At 61.7% G+C, this 26656-nt stretch carries 20 protein-coding genes; 13 read left to right on the top strand and 7 right to left on the bottom strand.

Going from position 1 to position 26656, the window contains the following annotated elements; genetic code table 11:
- Positions 1-16 precede the first annotated feature (16 nt).
- Genes fba through JF539_RS21615 form a run of 4 tightly spaced genes read right to left on the bottom strand, consistent with a single transcriptional unit; the run spans position 17 to position 5071 of the window.
- On the bottom strand, positions 17-1096 hold the full coding sequence (gene fba, locus JF539_RS21630; RefSeq protein WP_207142807.1) for a class II fructose-bisphosphate aldolase: 1080 nt from the start codon (positions 1094-1096) through the stop codon (positions 17-19).
- A 48-nt stretch (positions 1097-1144) separates the two neighbouring features.
- Positions 1145-3133, bottom strand: coding sequence for a transketolase (gene tkt / locus JF539_RS21625; protein WP_207142806.1), 1989 nt, complete (start codon positions 3131-3133; stop codon positions 1145-1147).
- Between the two features lie 11 nt (positions 3134-3144).
- Positions 3145-4017, bottom strand: coding sequence for a phosphoribulokinase (locus JF539_RS21620; RefSeq protein WP_207142805.1), 873 nt, complete (start codon positions 4015-4017; stop codon positions 3145-3147).
- 46 nt (positions 4018-4063) lie between these two features.
- A complete protein-coding gene (locus JF539_RS21615; RefSeq protein WP_207142804.1) occupies positions 4064-5071 on the bottom strand; it encodes a class 1 fructose-bisphosphatase in 1008 nt (335 codons plus the stop codon).
- Between the two features lie 94 nt (positions 5072-5165).
- Between JF539_RS21615 and JF539_RS21610 the strand changes: the two genes are divergently transcribed.
- Positions 5166-6113, top strand: a complete 948-nt coding sequence (locus tag JF539_RS21610; protein ID WP_207142803.1) for a LysR family transcriptional regulator — start codon at positions 5166-5168, stop codon at positions 6111-6113.
- 220 nt (positions 6114-6333) lie between these two features.
- On the opposite strand, the gene JF539_RS21605 is transcribed toward JF539_RS21610, so the two are convergent.
- Together JF539_RS21605 and JF539_RS21600 are read right to left on the bottom strand one after the other, a co-directional pair.
- Positions 6334-8340 carry a HAMP domain-containing methyl-accepting chemotaxis protein gene (locus tag JF539_RS21605; RefSeq protein WP_207142802.1) on the bottom strand — a complete coding sequence of 669 codons (2007 nt, stop codon included), beginning with the start codon at positions 8338-8340 and terminating at the stop codon, positions 6334-6336.
- A 646-nt stretch (positions 8341-8986) separates the two neighbouring features.
- Positions 8987-10363 carry an aspartate aminotransferase family protein gene (locus tag JF539_RS21600; RefSeq protein ID WP_207142801.1) on the bottom strand — a complete coding sequence of 459 codons (1377 nt, stop codon included), beginning with the start codon at positions 10361-10363 and terminating at the stop codon, positions 8987-8989.
- Between the two features lie 136 nt (positions 10364-10499).
- Here JF539_RS21600 and JF539_RS21595 point away from each other — a divergent pair, with 136 nt between their 5' ends.
- From JF539_RS21595 to doeB, 5 genes are all read left to right on the top strand, one after another.
- Complete coding sequence (locus tag JF539_RS21595; RefSeq protein ID WP_207142800.1) at positions 10500-11888, top strand: PLP-dependent aminotransferase family protein; 1389 nt, start codon at positions 10500-10502, stop codon at positions 11886-11888.
- 101 nt (positions 11889-11989) lie between these two features.
- Complete coding sequence (eutB, locus tag JF539_RS21590) at positions 11990-13012, top strand: hydroxyectoine utilization dehydratase EutB (RefSeq protein ID WP_207142799.1); 1023 nt, start codon at positions 11990-11992, stop codon at positions 13010-13012.
- 1 nt (position 13013) lies between these two features.
- The gene (locus JF539_RS21585; RefSeq protein ID WP_207142798.1) at positions 13014-14006 is read left to right on the top strand and encodes a cyclodeaminase; all 993 of its coding nucleotides are present in this window, start codon (positions 13014-13016) and stop codon (positions 14004-14006) included.
- Between the two features lie 23 nt (positions 14007-14029).
- On the top strand, positions 14030-15214 hold the full coding sequence (gene doeA, locus JF539_RS21580) for an ectoine hydrolase DoeA (protein ID WP_328809290.1): 1185 nt from the start codon (positions 14030-14032) through the stop codon (positions 15212-15214).
- 3 nt (positions 15215-15217) lie between these two features.
- A complete protein-coding gene (gene doeB, locus JF539_RS21575; protein ID WP_207142796.1) occupies positions 15218-16213 on the top strand; it encodes a N(2)-acetyl-L-2,4-diaminobutanoate deacetylase DoeB in 996 nt (331 codons plus the stop codon).
- 4 nt (positions 16214-16217) lie between these two features.
- On the opposite strand, the gene JF539_RS21570 is transcribed toward doeB, so the two are convergent.
- Positions 16218-17459, bottom strand: a complete 1242-nt coding sequence (locus tag JF539_RS21570; RefSeq protein WP_207142795.1) for a Zn-dependent hydrolase — start codon at positions 17457-17459, stop codon at positions 16218-16220.
- Positions 17460-17604: 145 nt separating this feature from the next.
- On the opposite strand from JF539_RS21570, the gene JF539_RS21565 reads away from it, so the two are divergent.
- The 7 genes from JF539_RS21565 to JF539_RS21535 all read left to right on the top strand — a co-directional run bounded on the left by JF539_RS21565 (position 17605) and on the right by JF539_RS21535 (position 26655).
- The gene (locus tag JF539_RS21565) at positions 17605-19164 is read left to right on the top strand and encodes an ABC transporter substrate-binding protein (RefSeq protein ID WP_209017475.1); all 1560 of its coding nucleotides are present in this window, start codon (positions 17605-17607) and stop codon (positions 19162-19164) included.
- Between the two features lie 187 nt (positions 19165-19351).
- Complete coding sequence (locus JF539_RS21560) at positions 19352-20296, top strand: ABC transporter permease (RefSeq protein ID WP_207142793.1); 945 nt, start codon at positions 19352-19354, stop codon at positions 20294-20296.
- A complete protein-coding gene (locus JF539_RS21555) occupies positions 20296-22233 on the top strand; it encodes a dipeptide/oligopeptide/nickel ABC transporter permease/ATP-binding protein (RefSeq protein WP_207142792.1) in 1938 nt (645 codons plus the stop codon). Before JF539_RS21560 ends, JF539_RS21555 begins: the two co-directional genes overlap by 1 nt.
- Positions 22230-23252: an ABC transporter ATP-binding protein gene (locus JF539_RS21550; RefSeq protein WP_236042593.1), complete on the top strand. Its 1023-nt coding sequence runs from the start codon at positions 22230-22232 to the stop codon at positions 23250-23252. Before JF539_RS21555 ends, JF539_RS21550 begins: the two co-directional genes overlap by 4 nt.
- Complete coding sequence (locus JF539_RS21545) at positions 23249-24013, top strand: FadR/GntR family transcriptional regulator (protein WP_207142791.1); 765 nt, start codon at positions 23249-23251, stop codon at positions 24011-24013. The genes JF539_RS21550 and JF539_RS21545 overlap by 4 nt, the downstream gene beginning before the upstream one ends.
- 610 nt (positions 24014-24623) lie before the next feature.
- Positions 24624-25580: an ABC transporter permease gene (locus JF539_RS21540; RefSeq protein WP_207142790.1), complete on the top strand. Its 957-nt coding sequence runs from the start codon at positions 24624-24626 to the stop codon at positions 25578-25580.
- Between the two features lie 10 nt (positions 25581-25590).
- The gene (locus JF539_RS21535) at positions 25591-26655 is read left to right on the top strand and encodes an ABC transporter permease (RefSeq protein WP_207142789.1); all 1065 of its coding nucleotides are present in this window, start codon (positions 25591-25593) and stop codon (positions 26653-26655) included.
- Position 26656 lies beyond the last annotated feature (1 nt).

Below are 26656 nucleotides of genomic sequence, written 5' to 3'. Positions count from 1 at the left end.
CTCCTTGTTTTTCGGATCAGGCGGCGCGGGAAGTCGCGACGTCCGGGTCGAGAGCGCCGGATGCGTAGCGCTTGGCCATGTCGTCGAGAGAAACCGGCTTGATCTTGCCGGCCTGGCCGGCGGTGCCGAAACGCTCGAAGCGATCCCGGCAGAGGTCTTCCAGTTCCTTCATGGCCGGGATCATGAATTTGCGCGGATCGAATTCGGCCGGCTTGTCCTTCGCCAGCTTGCGGAACTGTCCGGTCATCGCCATGCGGCAGTCCGTATCGATGTTGACCTTGCGCACACCCATCTTGATGCCCCGCTCGATCTCCTCGACCGGCACCCCGTAGGTCTGGGGCATGTCGCCGCCGTTCCCGTTGATGAGATCCTGCAGATACTGGGGAACGGAACTCGACCCGTGCATGACCAGATGGGTCGACGGCAGGTTCCGGTGGATCGCCTCGATGGTCGCCATCGACAGGATGTCGCCATCGGGTTTGCGGCTGAACTTGTAGGCCCCGTGGCTGGTGCCGCAGGCAATCGCCAGCGCGTCGCATTTGGTGGCGAGCACGAAATCGACGGCCTGGTCCGGGGCGGTCAGAAGCTGGTCGTGGCTGAGCTTGCCCTCGGCACCCGAGCCGTCTTCCTCCCCTGCCTCGCCGGTTTCAAGCGAGCCGAGCACACCCAGTTCGCCTTCGACCGAAGCGCCGACCGCATGGGCGGCCTCCGTCACACGGCGGGTGATGTCGACATTATAGTCGTAGCTTGCCGGGGTCTTCATGTCCTCTTCGAGCGAGCCGTCCATCATCACCGAGGTGAAGCCGTGACGGATCGCGGACAGGCAGGTGGCTTCGTTGTTGCCGTGGTCCTGATGCATCACGATGGGAATGTCGGGATGCATTTCGGCAAGGGCGGACACCATGTTGCGCAGCATGATGTCACCTGCGTAGGAACGCGCGCCCCGGCTGGCCTGCAGAATGACGGGAGCGTCGCAGCCGGCAGCCGCCTTCAGGATCGCAAGTCCCTGTTCCATATTGTTGATATTGAAGGCTGGCACGCCGTAGCCGCTCTCGGCGGCGTGATCCAGCAACTGACGGAGTGTGATGAGCGCCATGATGTTTCTCCTCAACGTGTGTGACTGGCGGTTGTCTCTGGCGGCTGGTTAGAGAAGCTCTTTCGCCGCATTGGCGACGGCGACCGGTGTGATGCCGAAATGACGGTAAAGATCCGGAGCCGGCGCCGAAGCGCCGAAGCTTGTCATGCCGACAAACGCCCCGTCCGACCCGATCAGGGCGTCCCAGCCCTGGCGGACGGCGGCTTCCACGCCGACGCGCGGGGCCGATCCGAGCACCGCGGCCCGATAGGCGGCGTTCTGCTTTTCGAAGAGTTCGAAGGAGGGCGCCGAAACGACGGCGGCCTTGATGCCGTTCAATGCCAGAAGGTCGGCAGCGTTCAGAGCAATCTCGACTTCCGAACCGGACGCGATCAGTGTGACGTGGCGGTCACCCTCCGTCTCCCGCAGGACATAGGCGCCACGACCGGTCCTGTTTTCGTCCGTATGGTCGGGGCGGACCGACGGCAATCCCTGCCGGGAGAGGCAAAGCACAGTCGGACAGTCCTTCGAGGTCGCCGCTATTTCCCAGGCCTCGGCGGTCTCGATCGCATCCGCCGGGCGAATGACGGTGAGGTTCGGCATGGCTCTCAGGGATGCCAGCGTTTCGACCGGCTGGTGCGTCGGGCCATCCTCGCCGAGACCGATGGAATCGTGGGTCATGACATAGGCAACCGGCACCCCCATGAGGGCGGAGAGCCTTATGGCGGGGCGGCAGTAATCCGCGAAGACCAGGAAGGTGCCACCATAGGCGAAGAAGCCGCCATGGAGCGCGATGCCGTTCATGGCCGCGGCCATGCCGTGTTCGCGGATGCCGTAGTGAATGTAATCGCCACCGTAATCGCCACGCTGGACGGGACGCATGCCGCTCGTCCTCGTGTTGTTCGATCCGGTCAGATCGGCGGAACCGCCGATGGTGTTCGGCAAGGTTGCGTTGAGGACCTCCAGAGCCTTTTCGGAGGCCGCGCGGGTCGCGAGCTTCGCGGCTTCCGCGCTCAGGTTTTTCTTGTGAGCGTTGATTGCGCGGGAAAGCGCACCGGCATCAGGACCCGACAGGGAAGCCTCGAAGGCGGCTTTATCCGGGTGGGCCGCCAGACGATCCTGCCAGGCCACACGGGCATGCCGGCCACGTTCCGCGACTTCCTCCCAGGCAGCCTTGACCGGCCCCGGGATCTCGAAGGGCTCATAGGGCCAGTCCATGGCCTTGCGCGCCTCGGCTATCTCCTCGTCGCCGAGGGGACTGCCGTGAACCTTGTGGCTGCCCGCCTTGTTGGGAGCGCCCTTCCCGATCACCGTGCGGCACGCGATCAGCGAGGGCATGCCGTTCTCGGCGCGTGCCTTGCCGATCACCTTGGCGATGGCCTCCGGGTCGTGGCCGTCCACCTCCAGAACCTGCCAGCCGGCGGCCTCGAACCGCTTCATCTGATCCATCGATGTGGAGAGATCCGTGGGCCCGTCGATGGTGATCTTGTTGTCGTCCCAGAAAACGATCAGGCGGCCCAGACCGAGATGACCGGCCAGATCGATCGCCTCGTGGCTGATGCCCTCCATGAGGCAACCGTCACCGGCGAGCACATAGGTGAAATGGTCGACAAGCTTGTCGCCGAAGCGCGCGTTGTGCATCCGCTCCGCCAGCGCCATGCCGACGGCGGTGGCGATGCCCTGGCCCAGCGGCCCGGTGGTCGTTTCGATCCCCTTGGCATGCCCGTATTCCGGATGGCCGGCCGTGCGCGCACCGAGCTGGCGGAAGTTCTTGAGCTGCCCGGCGTCCATGTCGTCATAGCCGAGCAGGTGATTGAGCGCGTAGATCAGCATCGAGGCATGACCGGCGCTCAGAACGAAGCGGTCGCGGTCCGGCCAGGTATGCGCGGCCGGGTCGATGGTGATGAAGCGGTTGAAGAGCACGGTCGCGACATCGGCGAGCCCCATCGGCGCGCCCGGGTGACCGGAGTTGGCGGCCTGAACCGCATCCATGGCCAGGGCCCTGACGGCGTTCGCCATTTGGGTTTCGGTCGACTGCGTGACGGAATGAACGTTCATGGCTGTGTCCTTCAGGCGCGCTTGGATTCGCCGACGAGGCGGAGGATCATCGGCGTGAAAATGAGCTGCATCGCCAGATCCATCTTGCCGCCCGGAATGACGAGGGAATTGGCCCTGGTCATCCAGCTGTCGTGGATCATGGCCTGGAGATAGGCGAAGTCGATGCCGCGCGGGTTCTTGAACCGGATGACCACAAGGCTCTCGTCAGGGGTCGGGATCCAGCGGGCGATGAAGGGGTTGGAGGTGTCGACCACCGGCACGCGCTGGAAGTTGATGTCCGTCTCGGTGAATTGCGGGCAGATGCAATGCACATAGGCATGCATGCGCCTGAGAATCGTGTCGGTGACCGCCTCCGTCGTATAACCGCGGCGCGCCTTGTCCCGATGGATCTTCTGGATCCATTCCAGGTTGATGACCGGTACGACGCCGATCTTCAGGTCGGCAAGGGCGGACAGGTTTACCGTCTCGTTGACGACTGCGCCGTGCAGGCCTTCGTAGAAGAGAAGGTCCGAACCGCTCTCGAACGGAGCCCATGAAGTGAAGGTTCCAAGCCCCGCGCCATAGCGCTCCGCTTCCTCCTCGTCGTGGACATAATGGCGGGTCTCGCCGGTGCCCGTCTCGCCGTAGATGCGGAAGACCTGCTCCAGCTTTTGCAGTTCGTTTGCGTCGTAGCTGAAATGGCTGAAGGTCTCATCTCCGGCCGCCTTGCGCGCCTCGAGTTCCTGTTTCATCGCGGCGCGGTCATAGCGGTGGAACGCGTCGCCTTCGATCGAAACGGTCTTGATCCCTTCCCTGCGGAAGATCTGGTCGAACGTGCTCTTGACCGTCGTCGTGCCCGCTCCCGAAGAGCCGGTCACCGAGATGATCGGATGTTTCTTGGACATTGCGTTTCCTCAAATTTCCTGTTTTCCGCACTTGCGGAGAACGACCTCAGGCCCGGAACAGGCCGCGCGAGCCGAACAGCGCGGAGACTTCCTGGTCGGGCAGGTCGTGATAGACCGCGACCCGGTCGACCTTGTCGGCCGAGCCGAAGACGAATGGCGTACGCTGATGCAGTTCCCGGGCGGTCTGGTCGAGAAGCCGCTCCGTGCCCGTGGTCGCCTTGCCGCCGGCCTGTTCCACGAGGAAGGCAATCGGGGCGCACTCGTAGACCATCCTCAGGCGGCCGTTCTCGTAGCCGGGCCGGCTGTCGCCGGGATAAAGAAAGATGCCGCCGCGGGTCAGGATCCGGTGGGTCTCGGCGACCAGCGACGCCACCCAGCGCATGTTGAAATTCTTGGCGCGCGGCCCCTCGATACCGGCGAGGCAGTCGTCGATGTAGGCGCGGACCGGCTTCGACCAGTGGCGGTAGTTCGATGCGTTGATCGCGAACTCGCTGGCGGTCTCGGGGATCGCGAGATGGGCGTTGGCCAGCCTGAAGACACGCTCCACCGGGTCGAGCACGAAGTAGAGCACGCCGGAGCCGAAGGTCAGAATGAGTGCGGTCTGCGGTCCGTAGATGAAATAGGCGGCCGCGAGCTGTTCCTTGGCAGGCCGGAGGAAGGAGGCCTCGGCGGTCGCCTTCGCGTCAAACACCGAAACGATGGTGCCGATCGAGACGTTGACATCGATATTCGAAGACCCGTCCAGAGGATCGATCGCAAGCGCGAAGCCTCCGGCGGGATCGATTTCCAGGATCTCGTCCTGTTCCTCGGAGGCATACCAGCGGACACCGGCGCCCTTGAGCGCGAGGCGGAAGGCATCGTCCGCCTGGACGTCCAGCGCCTTTTGGGTGTCGCCGTCCGTGTTCTGACCGACCTCGGCCCCCAGGCCGCCCGCCAGCGGCCCCATGGCAATCGTCCTGGAAAGCTCACCGGCGACCCGGCACAGGGCATCCAGCACCGCAAAAAAGTCTTCCGGAATTTTGTCAGGCTGAATCGCCAGTTGTGTCGCGGTCATCAAGGCCTCCCGTCCTTGTGGGCTGACCTTGATATTCAGGTTTTAGCCTGTAAACTGAATTTAAAACTTTGTAACCGTCATTAAAAAAAATTGAATGAGCCTGATAAATACCATCACATTCAAACAGTTGCGCGCGCTCAGCGCTGTCGTAAAAACTGGCAGCATCAGCAGTTCCGCGGATCTGCTGGGGCTGACGCCGCCCGCCGTGCATACGCAGCTCAAGGTACTGGAGGAGAATTTCGGCTGTCCGCTGGTTAACCGCGCCCGCAACGGCAATTTCGAGGCAACCGTCGCCGGCGCGGCCCTTCTGGACGCCTTCGAGACATCCCGGTCGGCCCTGGGCAAGGCGGTCGACCTTATCGAAGCCATGAAAAAAGGTATGGCAGGGCGCGTCGTCCTCGGCGTGGTCAGCACCGGCAAGTATTTCGCGCCATCGATCGTCGCCCGGCTCCGGCGCAACTATCCGGACATCAACGTTGTGCTCCAGGTCGGCAACCGGGACCGGATCATCTCGGACCTGGACACAGGCCGGATCGATCTGGCGATCATGGGGCGTCCGCCCCGTCAGCCGGAGGTGACCGCCTACAGCATCGGCGACCATCCGCATGTCCTGATCGCGGAGCCCGGTCACCCTCTCGCCCGGGGACAGCAGGCCGAAGTCCAGGACATTCTTTCGCAGCATTTCATCATGCGCGAGCCCGGTTCGGGGACCCGTATTCTCGCCATGCGCTTTCTGGACCGGATCGGGGATGGACAGCCGTTCACCTACACGGAAATGGAATCGAACGAGTCGATCAAGCAGGCGGTCATCGCCGGGCTCGGAATCGCGCTCATTTCCGCGCATACGGTGATTGAAGAGTTGAAATCGAAGCGGCTGTCTCTCCTCAGGGCCGACAGCCTGCCGATCATCCGCCACTGGTTCGTCCTGCACCGCTCCGACATCACGCCCAACCCTGCGCTCAGCCGGGTTCTGGACTATATCCGCGCCAACGGCGAGGCACTTCTGGCGGAAGACGAGATTGCGGGTCTGCTGTCCGGCTGATGGCTGGACCTGGAAAATACGACCATGACCCGCATGCCCGCGGCGCTTGCGTGCCTACCGGAGCCCCCTTTGAAAAGAAACAACCTGCTCTCATGCGATGCCACATGAAAGCAGGCTGATCCGGACAAGGGGAGGCAGCTGGCCTTTGCGCGCACCACGGCGGCCGACTGCCGAAGCCAGGGGAACCCGTCCCTTCCTTTCAAGCGGAAGGAAGACGCACCTAGGCTGCGCGGACCTCGGAAAGAAACTGCTCGACCTGAGCCTTGAGCTGTTCCGATCTGGTGCTGAGTTCACCGGCAACCGACGTCACTTGCGTCGCCGCGGTACCGGTCTCGCTTGCCGCCCGGGTGACCTGCAGAATATTGCCGCTGACTTCCTGGGTGCCGACGGCAGCCTGCTCGACATTGCGCGCGATTTCGCCGGTCGCGGAGGTCTGCTCTTCCACCGCCGACGCAATGCCGGCGGCAATTTCATTGATCTCCTCGATCGTCTTGGTGATCTCCTGGATCGCCCCGACAGCTTCGTCGGTTTCCGTCTGGATATTCTCGATCTGCAGACCGATCTCCTCGGTGGCTTTCGCGGTCTGGCTCGCAAGCTCCTTCACTTCCGAGGCAACGACCGCAAAACCTTTTCCGGCCTCTCCCGCCCGTGCGGCCTCGATGGTGGCATTCAGCGCAAGAAGGTTGGTCTGTTCGGCGATCGCGGAAATCAGGCTGACGACGTCGCCGATTTTCTGAGCCGCCATCGCGAGGCCCTGAACCTGCTTGTCGGTCCGTTCGGCCTGACCGACGGCGTTGCCGGCAATCTTCGACGACTGATCGACCTGGCGCGCGATCTCCTGAATGGAGCTGGTCAGTTCTTCCGTGGCCGACGCAACCGTTTGAACGTTCGCGGAAGCCTGTTCGGCGGCGCTGGCCACCGTCGTCGCGCGTTCGTTCGTGTCGTTGGCGATTTCGGACATGGAGCTTGCCGTGCTTTCCATTTCCGTTGCCGCTCCGGCAACGGTCCCCAGAAGCTCGGAAACGCTGGCGTCGAAGGTTTGCGTGATCTCTTCGATCCGCCGCGCACGCTCCTCGCGGAGCTTCGCGGCCTGCGCCTCATTGGCGGACAGTTCTTCCGCCTTTATCATGTTTTCCTTGAAAACATGGACCGCCTCGGCCATGTCGCCGATTTCGTCCTTGTGGTCCTGTCCCGGGATTTCAATCGTCTTGTCGCCATTGGCAAGGTCTTTCATCGCAGTGGTAATGGCCTTGATCGGGCGGGAAATGCCCATGCCGATGAACCACGCGGCCAGGAGCCCGATCACAAGACTGACGAAGGACACGACCAGGCCGGCTTTCACGGCGAAATCCATGGACGCACTGGTTTTGGGCCCCAGGATGTCCTGTTCCTGCTTGATGGCGAGTTTGAGGTTTTCCATTTCGGACGCGACCTTCGGCCCGATGGCGTCGAGCGTTCCGGAGATGATGGCGTTGCGTGCATTGATCGTGCCGTTCACCTCCCTGAAGGCGTCCACGTAGGTTTTCTGGAGAGTTGCGACTTCCTGCGCAAGCTGCCGGCGGTTCCGGTTCTGCAACCCGTCGAGCATGGCCTGATGGTTCTCGCTCATTTCGGCCGCTTCCTTGAGCACACGATCATAGGCCGCCGCTTCATTCGTCACGAGGAACTTGGTGGCGTAAAGACGCATCAGAAGCAGATTGCGCTGTACGGTCCCTGCCCGAAACGCGGCATCGGCGTCGTTATCCTCGTAAGCGCTTCTCATGATTTCCGTGAGCTTACGCTCAATCTCAGGGCCGGTGGTGTCCAGGGTGTTCAGGACCAGCTCGTTCCGCTTGGACTGAAGTTCCGTCACTTGGTCAAAGGCTTCGATATAGCGCTTCAAGCTCCCGGCAGCTTCCTCGGCGACTGCCTGTTTTTCCGCGCTGCTGGTCATTCCCAGGAGTTCTTCGTTCAGCTCCAGCGTTCTCGAAGCCCGTTCCTTGACAGATGCCACGGCCTCCCCGGACGCATTGATAATGAAGTCCTTGACCGCAAGCCTTGCCTCCAGAAGATTGGCCTGAACGCGTCCTGCCTGGTTGGTTTGCAGGGCGATGGAACGATATCTTTTAAAGTTGTCATTACCGCTATTTAAGTTGAAAACGCCGGTTGCCCCAATCACGAGAAGCAAGATTAGTATAACCCCAAAACCTCCAAAGACTTTGGTGACAATTTTGATATTTTTCAACATGACGACATGCTCCTCAGCTCCGCTCTCCTCACGAGGCGCATGAAATGTCTAACAACTTTTGTTATTCAAATTCAACGTAAGTTGAATTTGAAAACTACAAACATATCCCGCGCTTTCTCAATCCTCCACCTGATTTTGTTAATTAAAAATTATTCTAAATTATATGTATATTTTTATTTTACTTAATCTATATTCTTGTATATTGAATTTTTATGCATAATTCTGAAGTTGCTTCTCGTTCTTTCACCTTCTGAAAAAGATATATTCAATTTTAAGTAATTTTTTACTTCAATCTTCTCCTTAAGTTTTCCAAATCTGCGACAATGATAAATTTTCTCGGTTTTTTTATTTCTTGTTTTTACTTAATTTCTTCTGCTTTGCTTTTTACTCTCTCTCCTTAATATTCACCATTGTGCATCTACCCCTACGCACAACCGAGTGCCTCCCCTCGATTGACATCCGGTTCCTCGTTCAGAAAAGAAGCGGTGACCGGCCCGGCTTTGCGCGGGCAAAGAGCCTCTCTGCGAACGGCCGCCGTTCGAGCGGCCGGGCCCGGGCGGTGATTGACGCACCGGTCCGTATGCCCATCAAGACCTCCGGGACCCATCTGACGGCCTTTGAACCCTCAGATGGATCACGGTCGTCGTCACCTGCTGCAAAGCACTGCTTCGACGCTTTTCTTCGTTGCGGCCACGATCCCGTCCGCCTCATCCTTGGTAAGGCAAAGCGGCGGAGCAAAGCCGAGAATGTCGCCCTGGGGCATGGCCCGCGCGATGACGCCGTTCCCGAGAAGCTCCGTCGCCACCGACGGACCGACCTTTCGGGACGGATCGAAGAAGGTTCGGGTGTCCCGGTCCTCGACGAATTCCATGGCGATCAGCAGCCCTTCGCCTCGGATCTCGCCAACATTCGGATGGTCGCCGAGCGCTTCGGTTAGTGCTTTCTTGAGATAGGCCCCCATCGTCCCGGCGTTTTCCACCAGACCGAGGCTGTCAACGAGTTCAAGGTTCGCAACCCCGGCGGCCGCGCCGATCGGGTGCGCGGAATAGGTCCAGCCGTGACCGATCGGGCCGTTCTCGTCCGTTCCCTTCATCAACACATCCCAGACCCTGTTGCCGACTATGGAGCCGGAAAGCGGCGCGTAGGCGGAGGTCAATCCCTTGGCGATGGTGATGATGTCGGCTTCCATGCCATAGTGATCGGAGCCGAACATCGAACCCAGACGGCCAAAGCCGGTGACGACTTCATCGGCGATGAGCAGAATGTCGTGTTTTTTCAGGATCGGCTGGATCGCCTCCCAATAGCCTGCCGGCGGCGGCACGAGCCCGCCCGTTCCCATGGCCGGCTCGCCGATGAAGGCGGCAATCGTGTCGGCGCCCTCACGCTCGATCAGCGCCTCGAGTTCCGAAGCGCAATGGGCAACAAAATCCGCCTCGCTCATCGACAGGTCTTCCCGGCGGAAATAATAGGGAGAAACGGTGTGCAGCACCTGGGCGAAAGGCAGGTCGAACTTCTTGTGAAAGAGCTCGAGACCCGTCAGCGAGCCGGTCATCAGGCCGGATCCGTGATAGCCGCGCCAGCGGGAGATGATCTTCTTCTTTTCCGGGCGGCCGAGGATGTTGTTGTAGTACCAGACCAGCTTGACATTGGTCTCGTTGGCATCCGACCCGCCGAGGCCGAAATAGACCTTCGACATGTTTTTCGGAGCGCGATCGAGGATCATCTTCGAAAGCGTGATCGAGGCTTCGGTACCGTGACCGACATAGGCGTGATAATAGGCGAGCTTCTTCGCCTGTTCGGCAATCGCCTCGGCGATCTCCTGGCGCCCGTAGCCGACGTTGACGCAGTAGAGGCCGGCAAAGGCATCGAGCAGCTTGTTGCCGTCCCGATCCTCGATATAGACGCCGGACGCGGTCTCGACGATGCGGTTCGGCGTATCGCCGCGCGCATGCTGGGCAAGATGGGTTGAGGGGTGAAAGAAGTTTTCCCGATCCCACTGATCGAGCTGGTCGTTACGCAGCATATCCTGTCCTCTCGAAGTCTGGGTATCCGTGGCAGCCGTGACGGTGCGGCCAGCCCTTTCGCGTTTGCCGTTGGCTGCGACCATGAGGAAGTCGGGGCAGCTTGTCAATTGTCATGAAAAATGCAAAAATTAAATCATGACAATTTGGAACACATTCGGCCAGAATCTCCGGCGACCCGCCTATCGCTCCCTTGCGGACCAGATCGCAAAGGCCATAGACTCGGGCAAGCTGAAGACCGGCGACCGTTTGCCGACGCACCGCGATCTGGCGCACAGGCTCGACCTCAGCGTTCAGACCGTCAGCCGCGCTTACGACGAACTGATCCGGCGCGGCCTGATCAAGGGACATGTCGGCCGCGGTACCTTCGTGAACGCCAAGCCTGTGGACACCCAGGCACCTTACCTGCAGAGCCTGCAGGAAGAACGGCTTCTGGATTTCTCCAATCTGAAACCGGTCTCCTCCCGGATGCATCTGGACCGGATGAGCGCCGCACTTCGCGACCTGTCCGAAACGCTGCCCCCTTCCTCGATCTTTTCCACCCGGCCGGCGAACGCCCTGCGCCCCTATCGCGCGGCGGCGGCCGATTGGCTTTCGCGCTGCGGTCTTCGCTGTCCGCCCGACCGGGTCCTGATCACCAACGGCAGCAGCCCGGCCATGACCACCGCCCTTCTGACCGCCGCGGGCCCGGGAGGAACCGTCGTATCCGGCGAAATGTGCCATCACCCGCTCATCCGGCTTTCCAGATATCTCGACCTGAGACTGCACGGCATAGCCCAGGACGCGGAAGGGATCATTCCCGAAATGCTGGACCGCCATTGCCGCACCAACCGGATCGATGCGCTTTTCGTTCTGCCCAACGGCCTCAATCCAATGGCTCTGATGATGAGTCTCGAACGGCGCGAGGCGCTTGCGGAAATTGCCCGTAAACATGATTTCCTGATCGTCGAGAACGATGCCTGGGGGCCGCTGCAGCCGGAGCGCCTGCCTCCCATAGCGTCACTCGCTCCGGAACGGACCCTCTACTTCACCAGCTTTACCAAATGCCTTCTCTCGGGTCTTCGGATCGGATACCTGGCCGTGCCTGAAACTCTGGAACCGGCTGCGGAGAACCGGCATCTGGCGACTGACTGGATCGCCACACCGCTTATCGCGGCCATCGCTACCAAATGGATCGAGGATGGCACGGCGGACGAGCTTCTGGCCTGGCAAAGAGCGGCGCTGGCGCGGCGGAATCGTCTTGCCGCGGACATCCTGCAAGACATCCCCTTCAACGCCAGTCCGAATGGCCTGCACATCTGGCTGCCCCTGCCCGACCAGTGGCCGGAAACCGCCTTTGTCGAACAGGCCCGGCAGAAAGGCGTCGTGCTCGCTCCGGGCTCCGCCTTCGCGCTCCCGGACGCGACTCCGAGGCCAGGCATCAGGATCTGCCTCGGCAATCTTGGGGAGGAGCAATGCGCCGACGGCCTCGACCTGATTGGCCGCATCTACCACAGCCGGCCCGAGCCGGCGCTGCACATTTTCTGACCCTGCCCACGATAAAAACAATTGTCATGATTTAATATTCCGATTGACGAAAAATTGTCCGGATTTCAATCTGACCGAAATGGTCCGTCAGGAGGCTCTCGTTGAGCGCTGAAGCAACATCAGGTCCGGATTTCGAACTCGCCGATTTCACCAGTGCGCGGGCCACCATCGGGGGCACGATCCGGCGCACGCCGACAGTCGTGTCCGAGAGCCTGAGCAAGCTCTGCGGCGTTCCGGTCTATCTGAAGCTCGAGCACCTTCAGGAAACCGGCAGTTTCAAGCTGCGCGGTGCCGCCAACGCGGTGCTGTCGCTTTCCGAAGCCGCCAAGGCCAAGGGTGTTGTTGGTGTGTCGACCGGCAATCATGGCCGGGGACTGGCTCATGCCGCCAGGCAGGCCGGTGTCAGATGCATCATCTGCATGTCGCGTCTCGTGCCACAGAACAAGGTCGAGGCTATCGAGGCGCTCGGCGCGGAGGTTCGGATCGTCGGGTCGTCCCAGGACGAAGCCCAGATCGAGGTCGACCGTCTGGTCGCGGAGGACGGCATGACCCTCGTGCCGCCCTTCGACCACCCGGACATCATCGCCGGACAAGGCACGCTCGGGCTGGAAATCCTGGAAGACGTCCCGGACGTCCACACCGTCCTGGTGCAGCTTTCCGGTGGCGGGCTCATCTCAGGTGTCGCATCGGCGATCAAGGCGCGACGGCCGGAGGTTCAGATCATCGGCATGTCCATGGAACGGGGCGCCGCCATGGCCGCCTCCCTGGACACCGGGCTCCCGATCCAGGTGCCGGAATTGCCGACGCTTGCGGATTCGCTCGGCGGCGGCATCGGCCTGGCAAACCGCTACACCTTCAAGACAGTGCGCGACCTGGTCGACAAGGTCGTCCTGTTGAGCGAGGCGGAAATCGCAGCCGGTATCCGCCACGGCTACTGGCAGGAGCGCCAGATCGTGGAAGGAGCTGGCGCCGTCTGCATGGCGGCGCTCGCCACCGGCAAGGTGAAGCCAGAGGGGCCGACGGTCGCGCTTCTTTCCGGCTGCAATATCGACATGAGACTGCATCACCGCGTCATTTCCGGCGAGGACGTGGATGTGGCTTCCGACCAGCAAGCGGAGGGCTGACGTGCCAGCCATCAAGATCCTGTCCGAGACCCAGCTCCGGCAGTTCGTGCGGCTCAATATGGACACCGTCGACTGTGTCGAAAACGCTTTCAAGGCGCTTGCCGACGGTGGCGTCGTCATGCCGCCGATCCTGTCCATGGCAATCGAGGACGTCAATGGCGAGGTCGATGTCAAGACCGCCTATGTGCCCGGCGTGGAAAGTTTCGCGATCAAGGTGTCGCCCGGTTTCTTCGACAATCCGAAACTCGGCCTTCCAAGCACCTCGGGTCTCATGGTGCTGTTTTCGGCCAGGACCGGGATGGTCGAAGCCCTGTTTCTGGACAACGGTTACCTGACCGATATCCGGACCGCCGCCGCCGGTGCGGTCGCCGCGAAGCATCTTGCCGCCGGGACGGCTTCTAAAGCCTGTATCGTTGGCGCGGGAACCCAGGCGAAATTGCAATTGCAGGCGCTTTGCCTCGTCCGCCCGATTACCGAGGCAACCGTCTGGGCGCGGGACTTCGACAAGGCCAGGACCATGGCGGAGGAAATGGGGCAGCTTCTCGGTATCGCAGTGTCACCAGCCGCAGACCTCGCCGAGGCGGTCGGCCGGGCGGATGTCATCGTCACAACAACGCCGAGCGCCGAACCGCTCATCAAGGCGGACTGGCTGCGGCCCGGCCAGCATATCACCGCGATGGGCTCCGATCAGGAGCACAAGAACGAACTCGACCCCGCCTGTCTCGCGCGCGCCGATCTCTATGTGCCCGACCGCAAGTCCCAGACCGAATTGCTCGGCGAGCTGCATCATGCGCTTGCCGGCGGGGTCGTGTCGAGCGGCACAAAATTCGCCGAACTCGGCGACATCGCCGCCTGTAAATCTCCCGGACGCAAGACGGCGGAAGACATCACCATCGCGGACCTGACCGGCACCGGTGTCCAGGACACGGCGATTGCCACCTACGCCCGCCGCCTGGCGGACGCAGCCGGCGCAGGCACACAGATCAACACCTAGCTCTTACTCGGACCCCTCCCATGATCGAACCCACACTGCGCTTTAGCAAACAGGAATATCACGACAGGATCGCCTCGACCCGGGCAGCAATGCAGCGCGCCGGCGTCGATGTGATCGTTGTCTCCGACCCGTCGAACATGGCCTGGCTCACCGGCTATGACGGCTGGTCCTTCTACGTGTACCAGGCCGTTCTGCTTGGCCTAGAGGGCGAGCCGATTTGGTACGGACGCGGACAGGATGCACAGGGAGCCTACCGGACCTGCTTCATGCATCCGGACAACATCATCGGCTATCCGGACCACTATGTTCAGTCGACCGAGCGCCACCCGATGGATTACCTGTCGGCCCGGATCGAGGAGCGCGGCTGGTCATCGAAGCGGATCGGCGTGGAGATGGACAATTACTGGTTTTCAGCCGCCGCCTACGCCTCCCTGCAAAACCATCTTCCTAACGCCAGGTTTCAGGACACGACCGGGCTGGTGAACTGGCAGCGGGCGGTGAAGTCGCCGCAGGAACTGGATTACATGCGCAAGGCGGGCAAATTCGTCGAGCGCATCCATTCCCGCATCCTGGAAAAGGCGGAACCGGGTCTGCGCAAATGCGATCTTGTCTCGGAGATCTACGACGCGGGCCTGCGCTACGACGCGGAACTCGGCATCGGCGGCGATTACCCGGCCATCGTGCCGCTGACGCCTTCCGGCAGCGACGCGGCCGCGCCGCACCTGACCTGGGACTTCGCCCCGATGAAGCGCGGCGAAGGCACCTTCTTCGAAGTGGCCGGGGTTCACAACCGCTACCACTGCCCGCTCTCCAGAACGCTTTTCCTCGGCAAGCCGACGCAAGCCTTCCTGGACGCGGAGAAGGCGGTGCTTGAAGGCATGGAGGCCGGTCTCGAAGCGGCGAAAGCGGGAAATCTCTGCGAAGACGTCGCCAATGCGTTTTTCGCGATCCTGAAAAAATACGGCATCGTCAAGGACAACCGGACCGGCTACTCCATCGGCCTTTCCTATCCGCCGGACTGGGGCGAGCGCACCATGTCTCTGCGTCCCGGCGACAAGACGGTGCTGGAAGAGAACATGACCTTTCACTTCATGACCGGGCTCTGGATGGAAGACTGGGGCTTCGAAATCACCGAGAGCATCGTCATCGGCGTCAACGGACCGGAGTGTCTCGCCAACGTCCCGCGCAAGCTTTTCGTGAAGGACTGAGCAATGGCCCAAAATCCGATTGCCGCCACCATTCCCCTGAATGAGGACGGTATTCATCACGGCTTTCTGAAGCTGCCCTACAGCCGGGACGACAGCGCCTGGGGCTCGGTGATGATCCCGACCACCGTCATCCGCAACGGTGACGGCCCAACCGCCCTTCTGACCGGGGCCAATCACGGCGACGAATACGAAGGGCCGGTCGCTCTTCAGGAGCTTGCCCTCACGCTCTCTCCCGACGACATTCAGGGCCGTGTCATTATCGTGCCCGCCTTCAACTATCCCGCCTTCCGGGCCGGTTCCCGGACCTCGCCGATCGACAAGGGCAACCTGAACCGCTCCTTTCCGGGCCGTCCCGACGGGACCGTGACGGAGAAGATCGCCGATTATTTCAACACCGTCCTGATCCCGGAGGCGGATATCGTTCTCGATTTCCATTCCGGCGGAAAGACGCTCGACTTCCTGCCTTTCGCCGCCGCCCACGTACTGGAGGACAAGGCCCATCAGGAGGCCTGCGTCGCCGCGATGCGGGCCTTCAACGCGCCTTATTCGGCGATGCTTCTGGAGATCGACAGTGTCGGCATGTACGATTCCGCCGTCGAGGCGCAAGGCAAGACCTTCGTGACGACGGAACTCGGCGGGGGCGGAACGGCGACCGCGAAATCCATCGCGATCGCCAAAAAGGGCGTCCGGAACGTCCTGCGTCACGCGGGAATTCTGAGCGGGGAACCGGAACTCGGCCCGAGCCTCATGCTCGACATTCCGAAAAGCGACTGTTTTCACTTCGCCGAGGCCGAAGGTCTGCACGAACCGGTCAGGGACCTGGGCGAGATGGTCGAAAAGGGCGATCTGATCGCCCGGATCTGGTCCACCGAGCGCACCGGAGTTCCGCCGCGCGATTGCCCCGCGCAAAGAGCCGGCATCGTCGCCGCCCGGCATTTCCCCGGCCTCGTGAAAACCGGAGACTGTGTGGCCGTGATCGGAACGGTGGAGACAGGCTGATGTGTCAGGCACTCATTTCGATCAGCGCCTGAAGGAACAGGTTCGCCCCCTGTTCGATGTCTTCCCAGTCGCTGTGTTCCTCCGGGGCATGACTGATCCCGTTGCGGCTCGGTACGAAGATCAGTCCCGCCGGGCAAAACGCCTGCATGGTCTGGGCATCGTGACCGGCGCCGGAGGGCATTCGCACCGCCTTCAGCCCATGGGCCTGTGCCAGCACTTCCAGCCTCGCCGCGATATCCGGATCGAGCATCACCGGCGCCAGCCAGCTCTTTTCCGTGATCTTGATGCCCAGACCATGCCGGGCCGCGACCCCGGTGGCCCGGGCTTCCAGGTCGGCGCGCAGCAGGCGCATGATCTCCTCCGACGTATCCCGCAGGATGATCGAGAAGACAGCCTGACCCGGGACCGTGTGCGGATGATTGGGGGTAAGCGTCACGTGCCCGATGGTGATCCGGCTCTGACCCGTGCCTTTGTCCCGGATGATGTCCGGAATGGCGACCGCCAGCTCCGCCAGCCCGGCGAAGGCATCGGAGCGCAGGTCCATCGGCGTCGTGCCCGAATGATTGGCGATACCCTGGAATTCGACCTCCAGGTAGCAGACGCCGGAGACCCGGTCGGCAATACCGATGGGCGTCCCGCTTCTTTCCAGAACGGGTCCCTGTTCGATATGAAGCTCCAGAAACGCCTTGACCGAGCCGGGCGGGCGAGCGGCTTGCGGAATTTCCAGGGGATCCAGACCCCGCCGGCGCATCGCGTCGCTCAGAAGTGTCCCCTCCGCGTCGCTGGCCTGCGCGACCCAGTCCGGCGTCACCTGTCCGGTGATGGTCTGGGAGCCGAGCATACCGCCGAAACGGCCTTCCTCTTCCGAAGTGACGACGACCTCGACGGCGGTTTGCGGCACGATCCCCGCCTCCTTCATGCAGCGGACGCATTCAAGCGCCACGCATGCCCCGAGCGAGCCATCGAACGCCCCGCCATTGACCACGGTGTCCGTATGCGAGCCCACCATGATGCAAGGCCCTTCCGCCGGACCGTAGCGAGCGAACAGGTTCATAACGCAGTCCGTCGAAACGCTCAGCCCGTCCGCCTCCATCTGGGCTGCGAACCATTCCCGGCAGTCGATGTCCGCTTTCGAAAAACCCGGCCGGTTGTAGCCTCCGGTGTCGTCGTCGAAACCGAAGCTGTTCACCCCGTCCAAAAGCGTTTTCAGCCGTTGAAGATCGATTTTGACAGCGGGCCGCCGCATCGGAATTTCCCCCTATTTATCCGCGCTTAAGCGCTTTTCCGGCTCTGGAGTCAGGACCCTCAGGCACAATTAGTATGAAATAATTCTTGAAGCCGTGCAATTAATCATGATTAATTAATAGCCAGAAACAACAAGGGGAATGGTCATGAGAAAGTTTCTAGCCGCGGCGCTCGCCTCGGCCTTTCTGGCCTTTGCGCCGCAGTCGTACGCGCAAACGCCTCCCAATGTTCTGGTGGTCGGTCAGATCGCGGAACCCAAGTCGCTCGACCCGCACGCGGTTACGGCGGTCAACGATTTCCGCATTCTGGTGAACATGTATGACGGGCTTGTCCGCTACAAGGACGGTACTCTGGAAGTCGAGCCGTCGCTCGCCGAAAGCTGGACCATCTCCGACGATGGCAAGACCTATACCTTCAAGCTCAAGGAAGGCGTCACCTTCCACGACGGTTCGCCGTTCAACGCGGAAGCGGTGAAGTTCAACTTCGACCGCATGCTCGACGAGAAACACCCCTATCACGACACCGGCCCCTTCCCGCTGTCCTTCTTCTTCTCCACGGTCGAGGACGTGACCGCCGATGACGACCTGACGGTCACCTTCAAGCTGAGCGCCCCCTATGCGCCGTTCCTCTCCAACCTCGCCTATCCGACCGGATTGATCGTTTCTCCGGCCGCAGTGGAAAAATTCGGCAAGGATTTCGGCAGGAACCCCTCGGGAACCGGCGCCTACAAGTTCGCGGAATGGGATGCCAACGCCAAAACCGTTGTCGTCAAGAACGACGCCTATTGGGACGGTGCGCCTGAACTTGAAGCAATCATCTACCGCCCGATCACCGACGCCAACACGAGGATCGCCGAAATGCTCTCCGGCGGCCTGGACGTCATGGTCGAAGTCCCGCCGGACAGCCTTCAGCAGTTCAAGTCAGACTCTACCTTCAAGGTCCTGGAACAGGCCGGCCCCCACGTCTGGTTCCTGATCCTGAACGCCAAGGAAGCGCCGTTCGACAACAAGCTCGCCCGTCAGGCCGCCAACTACGCGATCAACAAGCAGGCGCTGGTCGAGAATATCCTCCAGGGCACGGCCGAAGTCGCAGCCGGACCGACCCCTCCGGCCTTCGCGTGGGCCTATAACGAAGGCCTGGAGCCCTACCCGTACGATCCGGAAAAGGCCAAGGAACTTCTGAAGGAAGCCGGCTACAACGGCGAGGAAGTGACCTTCTATGTGACCGAGGGCGGCTCCGGCATGCTCGACCCCATCGCCATGGGCACGGCCATTCAGGCGGATCTCCAGGCGGTCGGCATGAACGTCAAGATCGAAACCTACGAGTGGAACACCTTCCTCGGCAAGGTGAACCCGGGCCTTGAAGGCAAGGCCGGCATGGCGGAAATGGCCTGGATGACCAACGATCCGGACACACTGCCCTTCCTGGCGCTGCGCACCGAGGCGATGCCCGACAAGGGCGGCTTCAACTCCGGCTATTACTCCAACGCCAAGGTGGACGAACTTCTGGAGAAGGCCCGCGAGGTCACCGACCAGGACGAGCGCGCCAAGCTCTACAAGGAAATGCAGGAAATCGTGCAGGAAGACGCTCCCTGGGTCTTCGTCGCCAACTGGAAGCAGAACGCCGTCATCAAGGCGGCCGTGGAAGACTTCAAGCTGCAACCGTCCTTCTTCCTGATGCTGCAGAAGGTCAAGAAGCCTCAGTAAATCTCTTTCAATCCCGGCGGGTCATTCGGCCTGCCGGGATTTTCGTATCCACGCCCTCGTTTTTTCGTTGAAAAGGCAGGGCGTCCGCAATTGGCAGTGACTACTCCCTCTCCCATCGGGAGAGGGACCTGGAGCAAGAGGCAAAGCCGCAGTCTCATGTTCCGGGCTCTGCGAAAAGGGAGAGACAATGGCCGCCTATATCGCCAAGCGCCTGCTGGCCGCCATACCGGTGCTGTTCGGGCTGACGATCATCGTCTTCCTGATCATGGCCATGATCCCCGGCGATCCGGCAACCGCCATCCTCGGCTCCTACGCCACACCGGAAAATGTCGCCAAGCTCAACAAGGACCTAGGCCTCGACAAGTCACTTTTGGAGCAATATTTCATCTGGCTCGGCAACCTGTTTCAAGGTGATCTCGGCCGCTCCTACACGCTCAACCGGCCGGTTCTCGACGAGGTACTCGAACGGTTTTCAGCGACGCTCATTCTGGCCGGTACCTCGCTCGTGTTGTGCTCCATCCTCGGCCTTCTCGCGGGCATCGTTTCCGCCGTCCGCCAATACGGCTGGGCCGACAAGATCATCACCCTGCTCGTTCTGATCGGCATTTCGACCCCGTCCTTCTGGCTCGGCCTGCTCCTGATCCTGATCTTTGCGGTCAATCTGAAGCTGTTTCCGGCCTCCGGCATGTATGCGATCTACGGCGGCGGCGATCTGCCGGATCTGCTCTACCACCTGACCCTGCCCGCCCTGACGCTCTCGGTGGTCGCGACGGGCGTCATCGCCCGGCTCACCCGGACCGCCATGCTGGAGGTCCTGCGCCAGGACTATATCCGCACCGCCCGCGCCAAGGGTCTTTCGGAACGCAAGGTCATCTACAAGCACGCGTTCAAGTCCGCGCTGGTCAGCGTCGTGCCGGTGATCGGTATCCAGGCCGGTTTCGTGATCGGCGGCGCGGTCTATATCGAGACCGTTTTCCAGTGGCCCGGCGTCGGCTCCATGCTGGTGAAGGCGATTTCCACCCGCGACCTTCTTCTGGTCCAGGGCGGCGTCCTCGTGGTCGCCGCCGCCTATGTTCTCTTCAATCTGCTCGCCGACGTCGTGCAGACCCTGCTGGACCCGAGGTTGCGCTGATGACGGACACCGCACTGACCGCCCAGGCAAAGCCGAAGCAAAAATCCTCACGTCCCGGCACGCTGGCGCTGCTCCTCAACAACACGCTGGCGACAACCGGGCTGGTCCTCCTGGTGGCGATCTGCCTGATCGCGCTGGCAGCCCCCATTCTTCCGCTGCCCGATCCGGACGTCACCGCGCCGGCCAACCGGCTGTTGCCTGTCTTCAGCGAAGGACACCTTCTTGGAACGGACCACCTGGGGCGGGATCTCCTGTCCCGGCTGATCTGGGGGACACAGGTCTCGCTCGCCGTCGGTTTGTCCGCAACGATCATCGCGGCATTCTTCGGATCCCTGCTCGGCCTCGTCGCAGGCTACGCCGGTGGACGCACCGATACGCTGATCATGCGCGGCATCGACATGGTCATGGCCTTCCCTTACATCCTGCTCGCGCTTGCCATCGTGGCCGTTCTCGGGCCCGGCCTTCTCAACGCACTCTACGCCATCGCGCTGGTGAACATTCCGTTCTTCGCCCGCAACATTCGCGGCATCACGCTGGGGCTCTCCCGGCGGGAATTCGTCGACGCGGCGCGCCTGTCCGGAAAGTCGCCCGCGCAGATCCTGTTTATCGAAATCCTGCCGAACGTCCTGCCCGTCATCGTCATCACCATGTCGACCACGGTGGGCTGGATGATCCTGGAAACCGCCGGCCTCTCCTTCCTGGGGCTCGGCGCCCAGCCACCACAGGCCGATCTAGGCTCCATGCTCGGCGAAGGCCGCAAGATCCTGTTCACCGCACCCCATGTGTCGATCGTTCCGGGCCTGATGATCTTCGTGCTGGTCATGAGCATCAACCTCTTCGGCGACGGTGTCCGCGATATTCTCGATCCGCGCCTGCGCGCCGGATCCCTCACCCGGCCGGTCGCGCGCACCGCCGTGGAACGCGGCAACTCCGAAGTGCCGCCGCCCTCCGGTCAGGCAGCCCTTCTGGACGTGCGCGAGATGCGCACGGAATTCCAGATCGGCACGTCCGTCTACAAGGCCGTCGGCGGGGTCAGCCTCGGTCTGAAGGACGGCGAATGCCTGGGGCTTGTCGGCGAATCCGGATCGGGCAAATCCGTGACCGCCATGTCGATCATGGGCCTGGTGCCGACGCCGCCGGGGCGCATCGCCGGAGGCGCGGCCTATCTTGAGGGCGAAGACCTGTTCGCCGCGAGCGACAAGCGCATCCGCAAACTGCGCGGCGGATCGGTCGCCTATGTGTTCCAGGACCCGCTGTCGACCCTGCACCCGCTCTTTACCGTCGGCGACCAGCTCAAGGAGGCGATCACCACCCACCAGCCGCTCTCCGGCAAGGAGGCAACCGCACGGGCCATCGAACTGCTCTCGCTGGTGCGCATTCCGAACGCGAAGGAACGCCTGTCCGCTTATCCGCACGAACTCTCCGGCGGCATGCGCCAGCGGGTCTGTATCGCCATGGCGCTCGCCAACGACGCAAGGGTCCTGATCGCCGACGAACCGACGACGGCGCTCGACGTCACGGTGCAGTCCCAGATCCTGACCCTGATGAACGGTCTTCGCCGGGAGCGGAACGCGGCGATCCTGTTCATCACGCACGATTTCGGCGTCGTCTCCGCGCTCTGCGACCGGGTGGCGGTCATGTATGCGGGACGGATCGTGGAAACCGGAACGACGGAGGACGTCCTCAACAATCCGCAACACCCCTATACGGCGAAGCTGATCGAGTGCGTGCCGGTGCTGGGTCAGCCGGACCGTCGGCTCGACGCCATCGCCGGTCGGCCGCCGGTGGTCAACAACCTGCCGGACGGCTGCGCCTTCGCCGACCGCTGCCCGCGCGTGAAGCCGGATTGCCGGACGGGCGAAATCGAACTCGTCACATCCGATGGCGAGCGGGGCGTGCGCTGCCTCCATCCCCTGAGCGAAGGAGCCGCGGCATGAACGGACCGGAAGTCTGGATGGCGGACAACCCCGCGCTGCTGACAATCTCCGAGGTCGAACGGGTCTTCGGCGGGGCGCGCAAGCTCTTCGGCGGACGCGAGCCGGCGGTTCACGCGGTACAGGGGCTCAGTCTCGACGTCAGGAAAGGCGAGACCCTCGGCGTTGTCGGGGAATCGGGCTGCGGCAAGTCCACCCTCGCCCGCCTGGTGGTCGGGCTCGACCTGCCGACCGGCGGGACCATCACCTTCAACGGCGAGGATCTTTCGGCGCTCGCCAAGCGGGACCGGAAGGCGCTCGCGCGCAAGATCCAGTACGTCTTTCAGGACCCGGTCGCTTCGCTCAATCCGCGCAAGACCATCCGCACGATCCTGGAAGCCCCGCTGAAACACCTGACGGAACTGAACGCTGACGATCGCGAAGCGCGGCTGGCGGAGCTTCTCCAGGCGGTCAACCTGGCACCGGAATTCCTGGAGCGGTATCCGCACGAGTTTTCCGGCGGCCAGGCACAGCGGATCGGGATTGCCCGCGCGCTCGCGGCCGGGCCCGAGCTGATCGTTCTGGACGAACCGGTGTCCGCCCTCGATGTGTCGGTGCAGGCCCAGGTTCTGAACCTGCTCGACAAGCTCAAGGCGGACTTCGGCCTGACTTACATCTTCATCAGTCACGATCTTTCCGTGGTGGAAAGCGTCAGCGACCGGGTGGCGGTCATGTATTTCGGCCGCATGGCCGAACTCGGTCCGGCACGGGACATCTTCAGAACGCCGCTCCACCCCTATACCGACCTGCTGATGCGTTCCGCACCCGCTCCGGGACGCCGCGATCTCCTGGCCGAGGACGCCTCGGCCGAGTTGCCCGATCCTTACAATCCGCCGATCGGCTGCGCTTTCGCTGCCCGCTGCGCCAGGCAGAGCGATTTGTGCCTGAAGCAAAAGCCGTCGCCGGATGAGGCCCAAGGCGGATCCCCAAGCCACATCGCGGCTTGCCATCGTCCCCTGGTCAGGGCAGAGACATTGGGATGAACATTATGGAAGGCCCCGTCTGCGCGAGAACCGGAAAACGGCTGCGGCGACCCGATATGGTCGCCCAGCAGATCCGGGAGCAGATCGTCGCGGTGGGATTGAGACCGGGAGAGAAGATCCCCGCCGACTGGCTCCTGCCTGAAACCGTAGGCGTTTCCCGCGGAACCTTGCGCGAAGCGCTCAAGGTTCTGGAGTTCCAGGGGCTGATCAGCACGAAAAGCGGTCCGGGCGGCGGCGTGTTCGTGGCCTCGGTGGAACCGGGCGAAGCCATACGTCTTCTGGACAATCTCTTCCTGTTCGATCCGCCGTCGATCGCGGACATCTACACGTTGCGCAAACAGCTCGAACCGGAGCTGGCCGCCGCCGTCGCGGGCAATCTGACGGATGGCGCGTTTCAGGCATTGCAGGGCTGCATCCGGCTTTACGAGGACGAGCCGAAAACGGCCGAAGAAGAATATGCCCAGCGGCTGGCCGAACTCGATTTTCACGAGGAACTCACCCGCCACTGCGCCAACCCGATCCTGGCCTTTACCTGCTCGTTTCTGCTCAGCCTCCTGCGCGACATGACGGTGTGCCGGTCGATCTACAAGGAACCGAACCCGTCCCTAAGGGAGACCGGGCTGCACTATCAGGTTCGCTTGCTCAGAGCGATCAAGGCGGGTGACGCGGAGCTGTCGCGCATGATCATGCGCGGTCATATGATCGAAGCGGAAAAATACATGCTTGAACGGGCGGCCATGCGGACGCGTTCCGAACAATAGAGCCCTCTTCCCATGCGTTTTCTCGAAGGCGCTGCCGTATCCGTTCCATTTGCCCCCAGCGGGTGGTGCAATATTCGACCTCGGACAAGCTGACGTTTCTCAGAAGTGCGGAAATAGATGAAAATATATGCGCTTTGCTTTTTCCGGAGACAGGCGACCCGAAAAATCGATGCAAAATAATGCGGCCTTGCACAATATCGAGGCGACAGTTTAACATCGCCAGAATTTACAGGTTAATTTCTCAACAAGACGGTCGAAGCAAGGCAGTTCGTGTTTTGCTGGGCAGATGTCGTAAATGAGCATCACAGATACAAAAAAGCCTGAAATGCTTCGCTGGGGACACTTCCACGAATGCGCCATGAGGCCGAACAGGGGAGACAGGATGACGAAACCAAGAACCACCGGACGACTCACCCAGCCTGAAAAAGATGCGTACGAACGGGATGACAAGAGGCGTTTTGTCTGAGAGTTTGTTCCGTCCAATCTGACAATCATCACCACAACGGGCGTCCGACGAAGAAGGCCAAGTCATAAGGCTGAAACGGAAACGTCCGCATTCCATGTCCGGCAGTCCTTCTCAGTGCCGGATTTCCTTATTCCGGAGGGGTATATGGGGGACATCCTGAAGCTGGTCGCGAAGAGACTCGGCTTGGGCCTGATCACACTTTTCGTGGTTTCAATCCTGATCTTTTTTGCAGTCGAACTGCTCCCGGGCGACATCGCCCAAGCCGTTCTCGGCCAGGCGGCCACTCAGGAAACGGTCGCGGCCCTGCGTGAAAAGCTCGGTCTCGATCAGCCCGCGATCTTCCGCTACCTGCAGTGGCTGGGTGGTGCCTTGACCGGAGATTTCGGCGTGTCCCTGGTGTCCGGAGAGCGTGTCAGCGCCGCCATCGGCGGGCGTTTCGTCAGCACACTGTTTCTGGCGACCTACGCGGCCGTGATCGCGGTGCCGATCTCCATCGTGCTGGGCGTCATCGTGGCCTTGCTGCGCAACACCCTGTTCGACCGGGTCGCCAATGTGGTCACCCTGACCTCGATCTCCTCACCGGAGTTCTTTCTCGGCTACATCCTGATCCTTTATCTGGCGGTCAAGACGAACTACTTTCCGGCGATCGCGAGCCTGAGTTCCGACATGACCTTCGCCGAGCTTCTTCACCGGACCTTCCTGCCGGCCCTGACGCTGGTTCTGGTGGTCACCGCCCACATGATGCGCATGACACGCGCCGCGATCATCAACCTCCTGGCGTCCCCCTATATCGAAATGGCCCGGCTGAAAGGTGTTCCGCCCTGGAAGGTGATCGTCAAACATGCCCTGCCCAACGCCTGGGCCCCGATCATCAACGTGGTCGCGCTCAACCTTGCCTATCTGATCACCGGTGTCGTTCTGGTCGAAGTCGTCTTCGTCTATCCGGGTATCGGCCAGCTTCTGGTGGACGCGGTGGCGAAACGCGATTTCCCCATCGTCCAGGCCTGCTGCCTCATCTTCGCTGCAACTTTCATCCTGCTCAATCTGGCAGCCGATGTCGGAGCGATTTTGACCAATCCGCGTCTGCGGCATCCGAAATAAGGGCGGCGACATGAGCACATTTGTCATCGGATACTACGCGCTGCTGATTGGAGCCTCCTGTCTGGCAGCCTATTTCAAGAAACGGGAAGTCTTCCTGCTGATCTTCTCGCTGACGCTGGTTTCCTTCGTCATGGGAATTATCGGCGGTGTCTCGGCGCTCCGGTTCATCACCACAGCGGCGGGGCTGCTTGCCCTGGCCGCCGGTACGTCCTACGCCTTCCGGGAATTCCTGATCATCATCACGCCTGAAGGCGTCGCCAGGGAACTCAGAACGGCGCCGCTGACCGCCGCCTTCGGCATGTTCGTGATCTTCACCTACGCCATTGCCGGAATCTTCGCACCGATGATCGCGCCTTTCGGCGAGGCGGAGGTGGTGTCTTCCGCGTTCGCGCCGCCTGACGAAAACATGCTGCTCGGCGCCGATCAGCTCGGCCGGGACATGTTCAGCCGCATCATATTCGGCGCCCGCAACTCGGTCGGCCTCGCCCTGCTCGCGACGGGACTGGCGTTTTTCATGGGCGCCCTGGCAGGCCTTCTGGCGGCGACCAAGGGCGGCTGGTTCGACCAGCTTATGGGCCGTTTCGCCGACGTCATCATGTCCGTGCCGTCTCTCATCTTCGCTCTTTTGATGCTGAGTATCTTCGGCACCAACCTGGCCGTGATCGTCATCGTGATCGCGGTCATCTACTCGCCGCGCGTCTTCCGGCTCACACGAGCGGTCGCGGGCAACGTTGTGGTGATGGACTATATCGAGGCGGCGAGGCTCCGGGGCGAAGGAACCTGGTACCTGATCCGCAGGGAAATCCTGCCCAACAGCACCGCGCCGCTGATCGCCGAATTCGGCCTTGAGTTCTGCTTCGTGTTTCTGCTGATCGCGGGCCTCTCCTTCCTCGGCCTCGGCATTCAGCCACCGACGGCCGACTGGGGCTCGATGGTGCGCGAGAACGCGACCTTGATTTCGTTCGGCGAAATGACCCCGCTGATCCCGGCGGCGGCAATCGCGCTGCTCACGGTCGCCGTGAATTTTGTGGTCGACTGGATGCTGTTCCGCTCGTCCGGCCTGAAGGAGGTTTGAT

Origin of the sequence: Roseibium aggregatum, from assembly GCF_017309185.1 — a bacterium.
GTDB lineage: Bacteria > Pseudomonadota > Alphaproteobacteria > Rhizobiales > Stappiaceae > Roseibium > Roseibium aggregatum_B.
The sequence above is the reverse complement of the archived record's forward strand: the minus strand, read 5'-3'. Positions and strand labels throughout refer to the sequence as shown.

Coding starts and splice junctions, on each gene's coding strand:
- fba (WP_207142807.1), bottom strand. CDS start 1,096: ATGGCGCTCATCACACTCCGTCAGTTGCTGGATCACGCCGCCGAGAGC.
- tkt (WP_207142806.1), bottom strand. CDS start 3,133: ATGAACGTTCATTCCGTCACGCAGTCGACCGAAACCCAAATGGCGAAC.
- JF539_RS21620 (WP_207142805.1), bottom strand. CDS start 4,017: ATGTCCAAGAAACATCCGATCATCTCGGTGACCGGCTCTTCGGGAGCG.
- JF539_RS21615 (WP_207142804.1), bottom strand. CDS start 5,071: ATGACCGCGACACAACTGGCGATTCAGCCTGACAAAATTCCGGAAGAC.
- JF539_RS21610 (WP_207142803.1), top strand. CDS start 5,166: ATGAGCCTGATAAATACCATCACATTCAAACAGTTGCGCGCGCTCAGC.
- JF539_RS21605 (WP_207142802.1), bottom strand. CDS start 8,340: ATGTTGAAAAATATCAAAATTGTCACCAAAGTCTTTGGAGGTTTTGGG.
- JF539_RS21600 (WP_207142801.1), bottom strand. CDS start 10,363: ATGCTGCGTAACGACCAGCTCGATCAGTGGGATCGGGAAAACTTCTTT.
- JF539_RS21595 (WP_207142800.1), top strand. CDS start 10,500: ATGACAATTTGGAACACATTCGGCCAGAATCTCCGGCGACCCGCCTAT.
- doeB (WP_207142796.1), top strand. CDS start 15,218: ATGGCCCAAAATCCGATTGCCGCCACCATTCCCCTGAATGAGGACGGT.
- JF539_RS21570 (WP_207142795.1), bottom strand. CDS start 17,459: ATGCGGCGGCCCGCTGTCAAAATCGATCTTCAACGGCTGAAAACGCTT.
- JF539_RS21565 (WP_209017475.1), top strand. CDS start 17,605: ATGAGAAAGTTTCTAGCCGCGGCGCTCGCCTCGGCCTTTCTGGCCTTT.
- JF539_RS21560 (WP_207142793.1), top strand. CDS start 19,352: ATGGCCGCCTATATCGCCAAGCGCCTGCTGGCCGCCATACCGGTGCTG.
- JF539_RS21555 (WP_207142792.1), top strand. CDS start 20,296: ATGACGGACACCGCACTGACCGCCCAGGCAAAGCCGAAGCAAAAATCC.
- JF539_RS21550 (WP_236042593.1), top strand. CDS start 22,230: ATGAACGGACCGGAAGTCTGGATGGCGGACAACCCCGCGCTGCTGACA.
- JF539_RS21545 (WP_207142791.1), top strand. CDS start 23,249: ATGAACATTATGGAAGGCCCCGTCTGCGCGAGAACCGGAAAACGGCTG.
- JF539_RS21540 (WP_207142790.1), top strand. CDS start 24,624: ATGGGGGACATCCTGAAGCTGGTCGCGAAGAGACTCGGCTTGGGCCTG.
- JF539_RS21535 (WP_207142789.1), top strand. CDS start 25,591: ATGAGCACATTTGTCATCGGATACTACGCGCTGCTGATTGGAGCCTCC.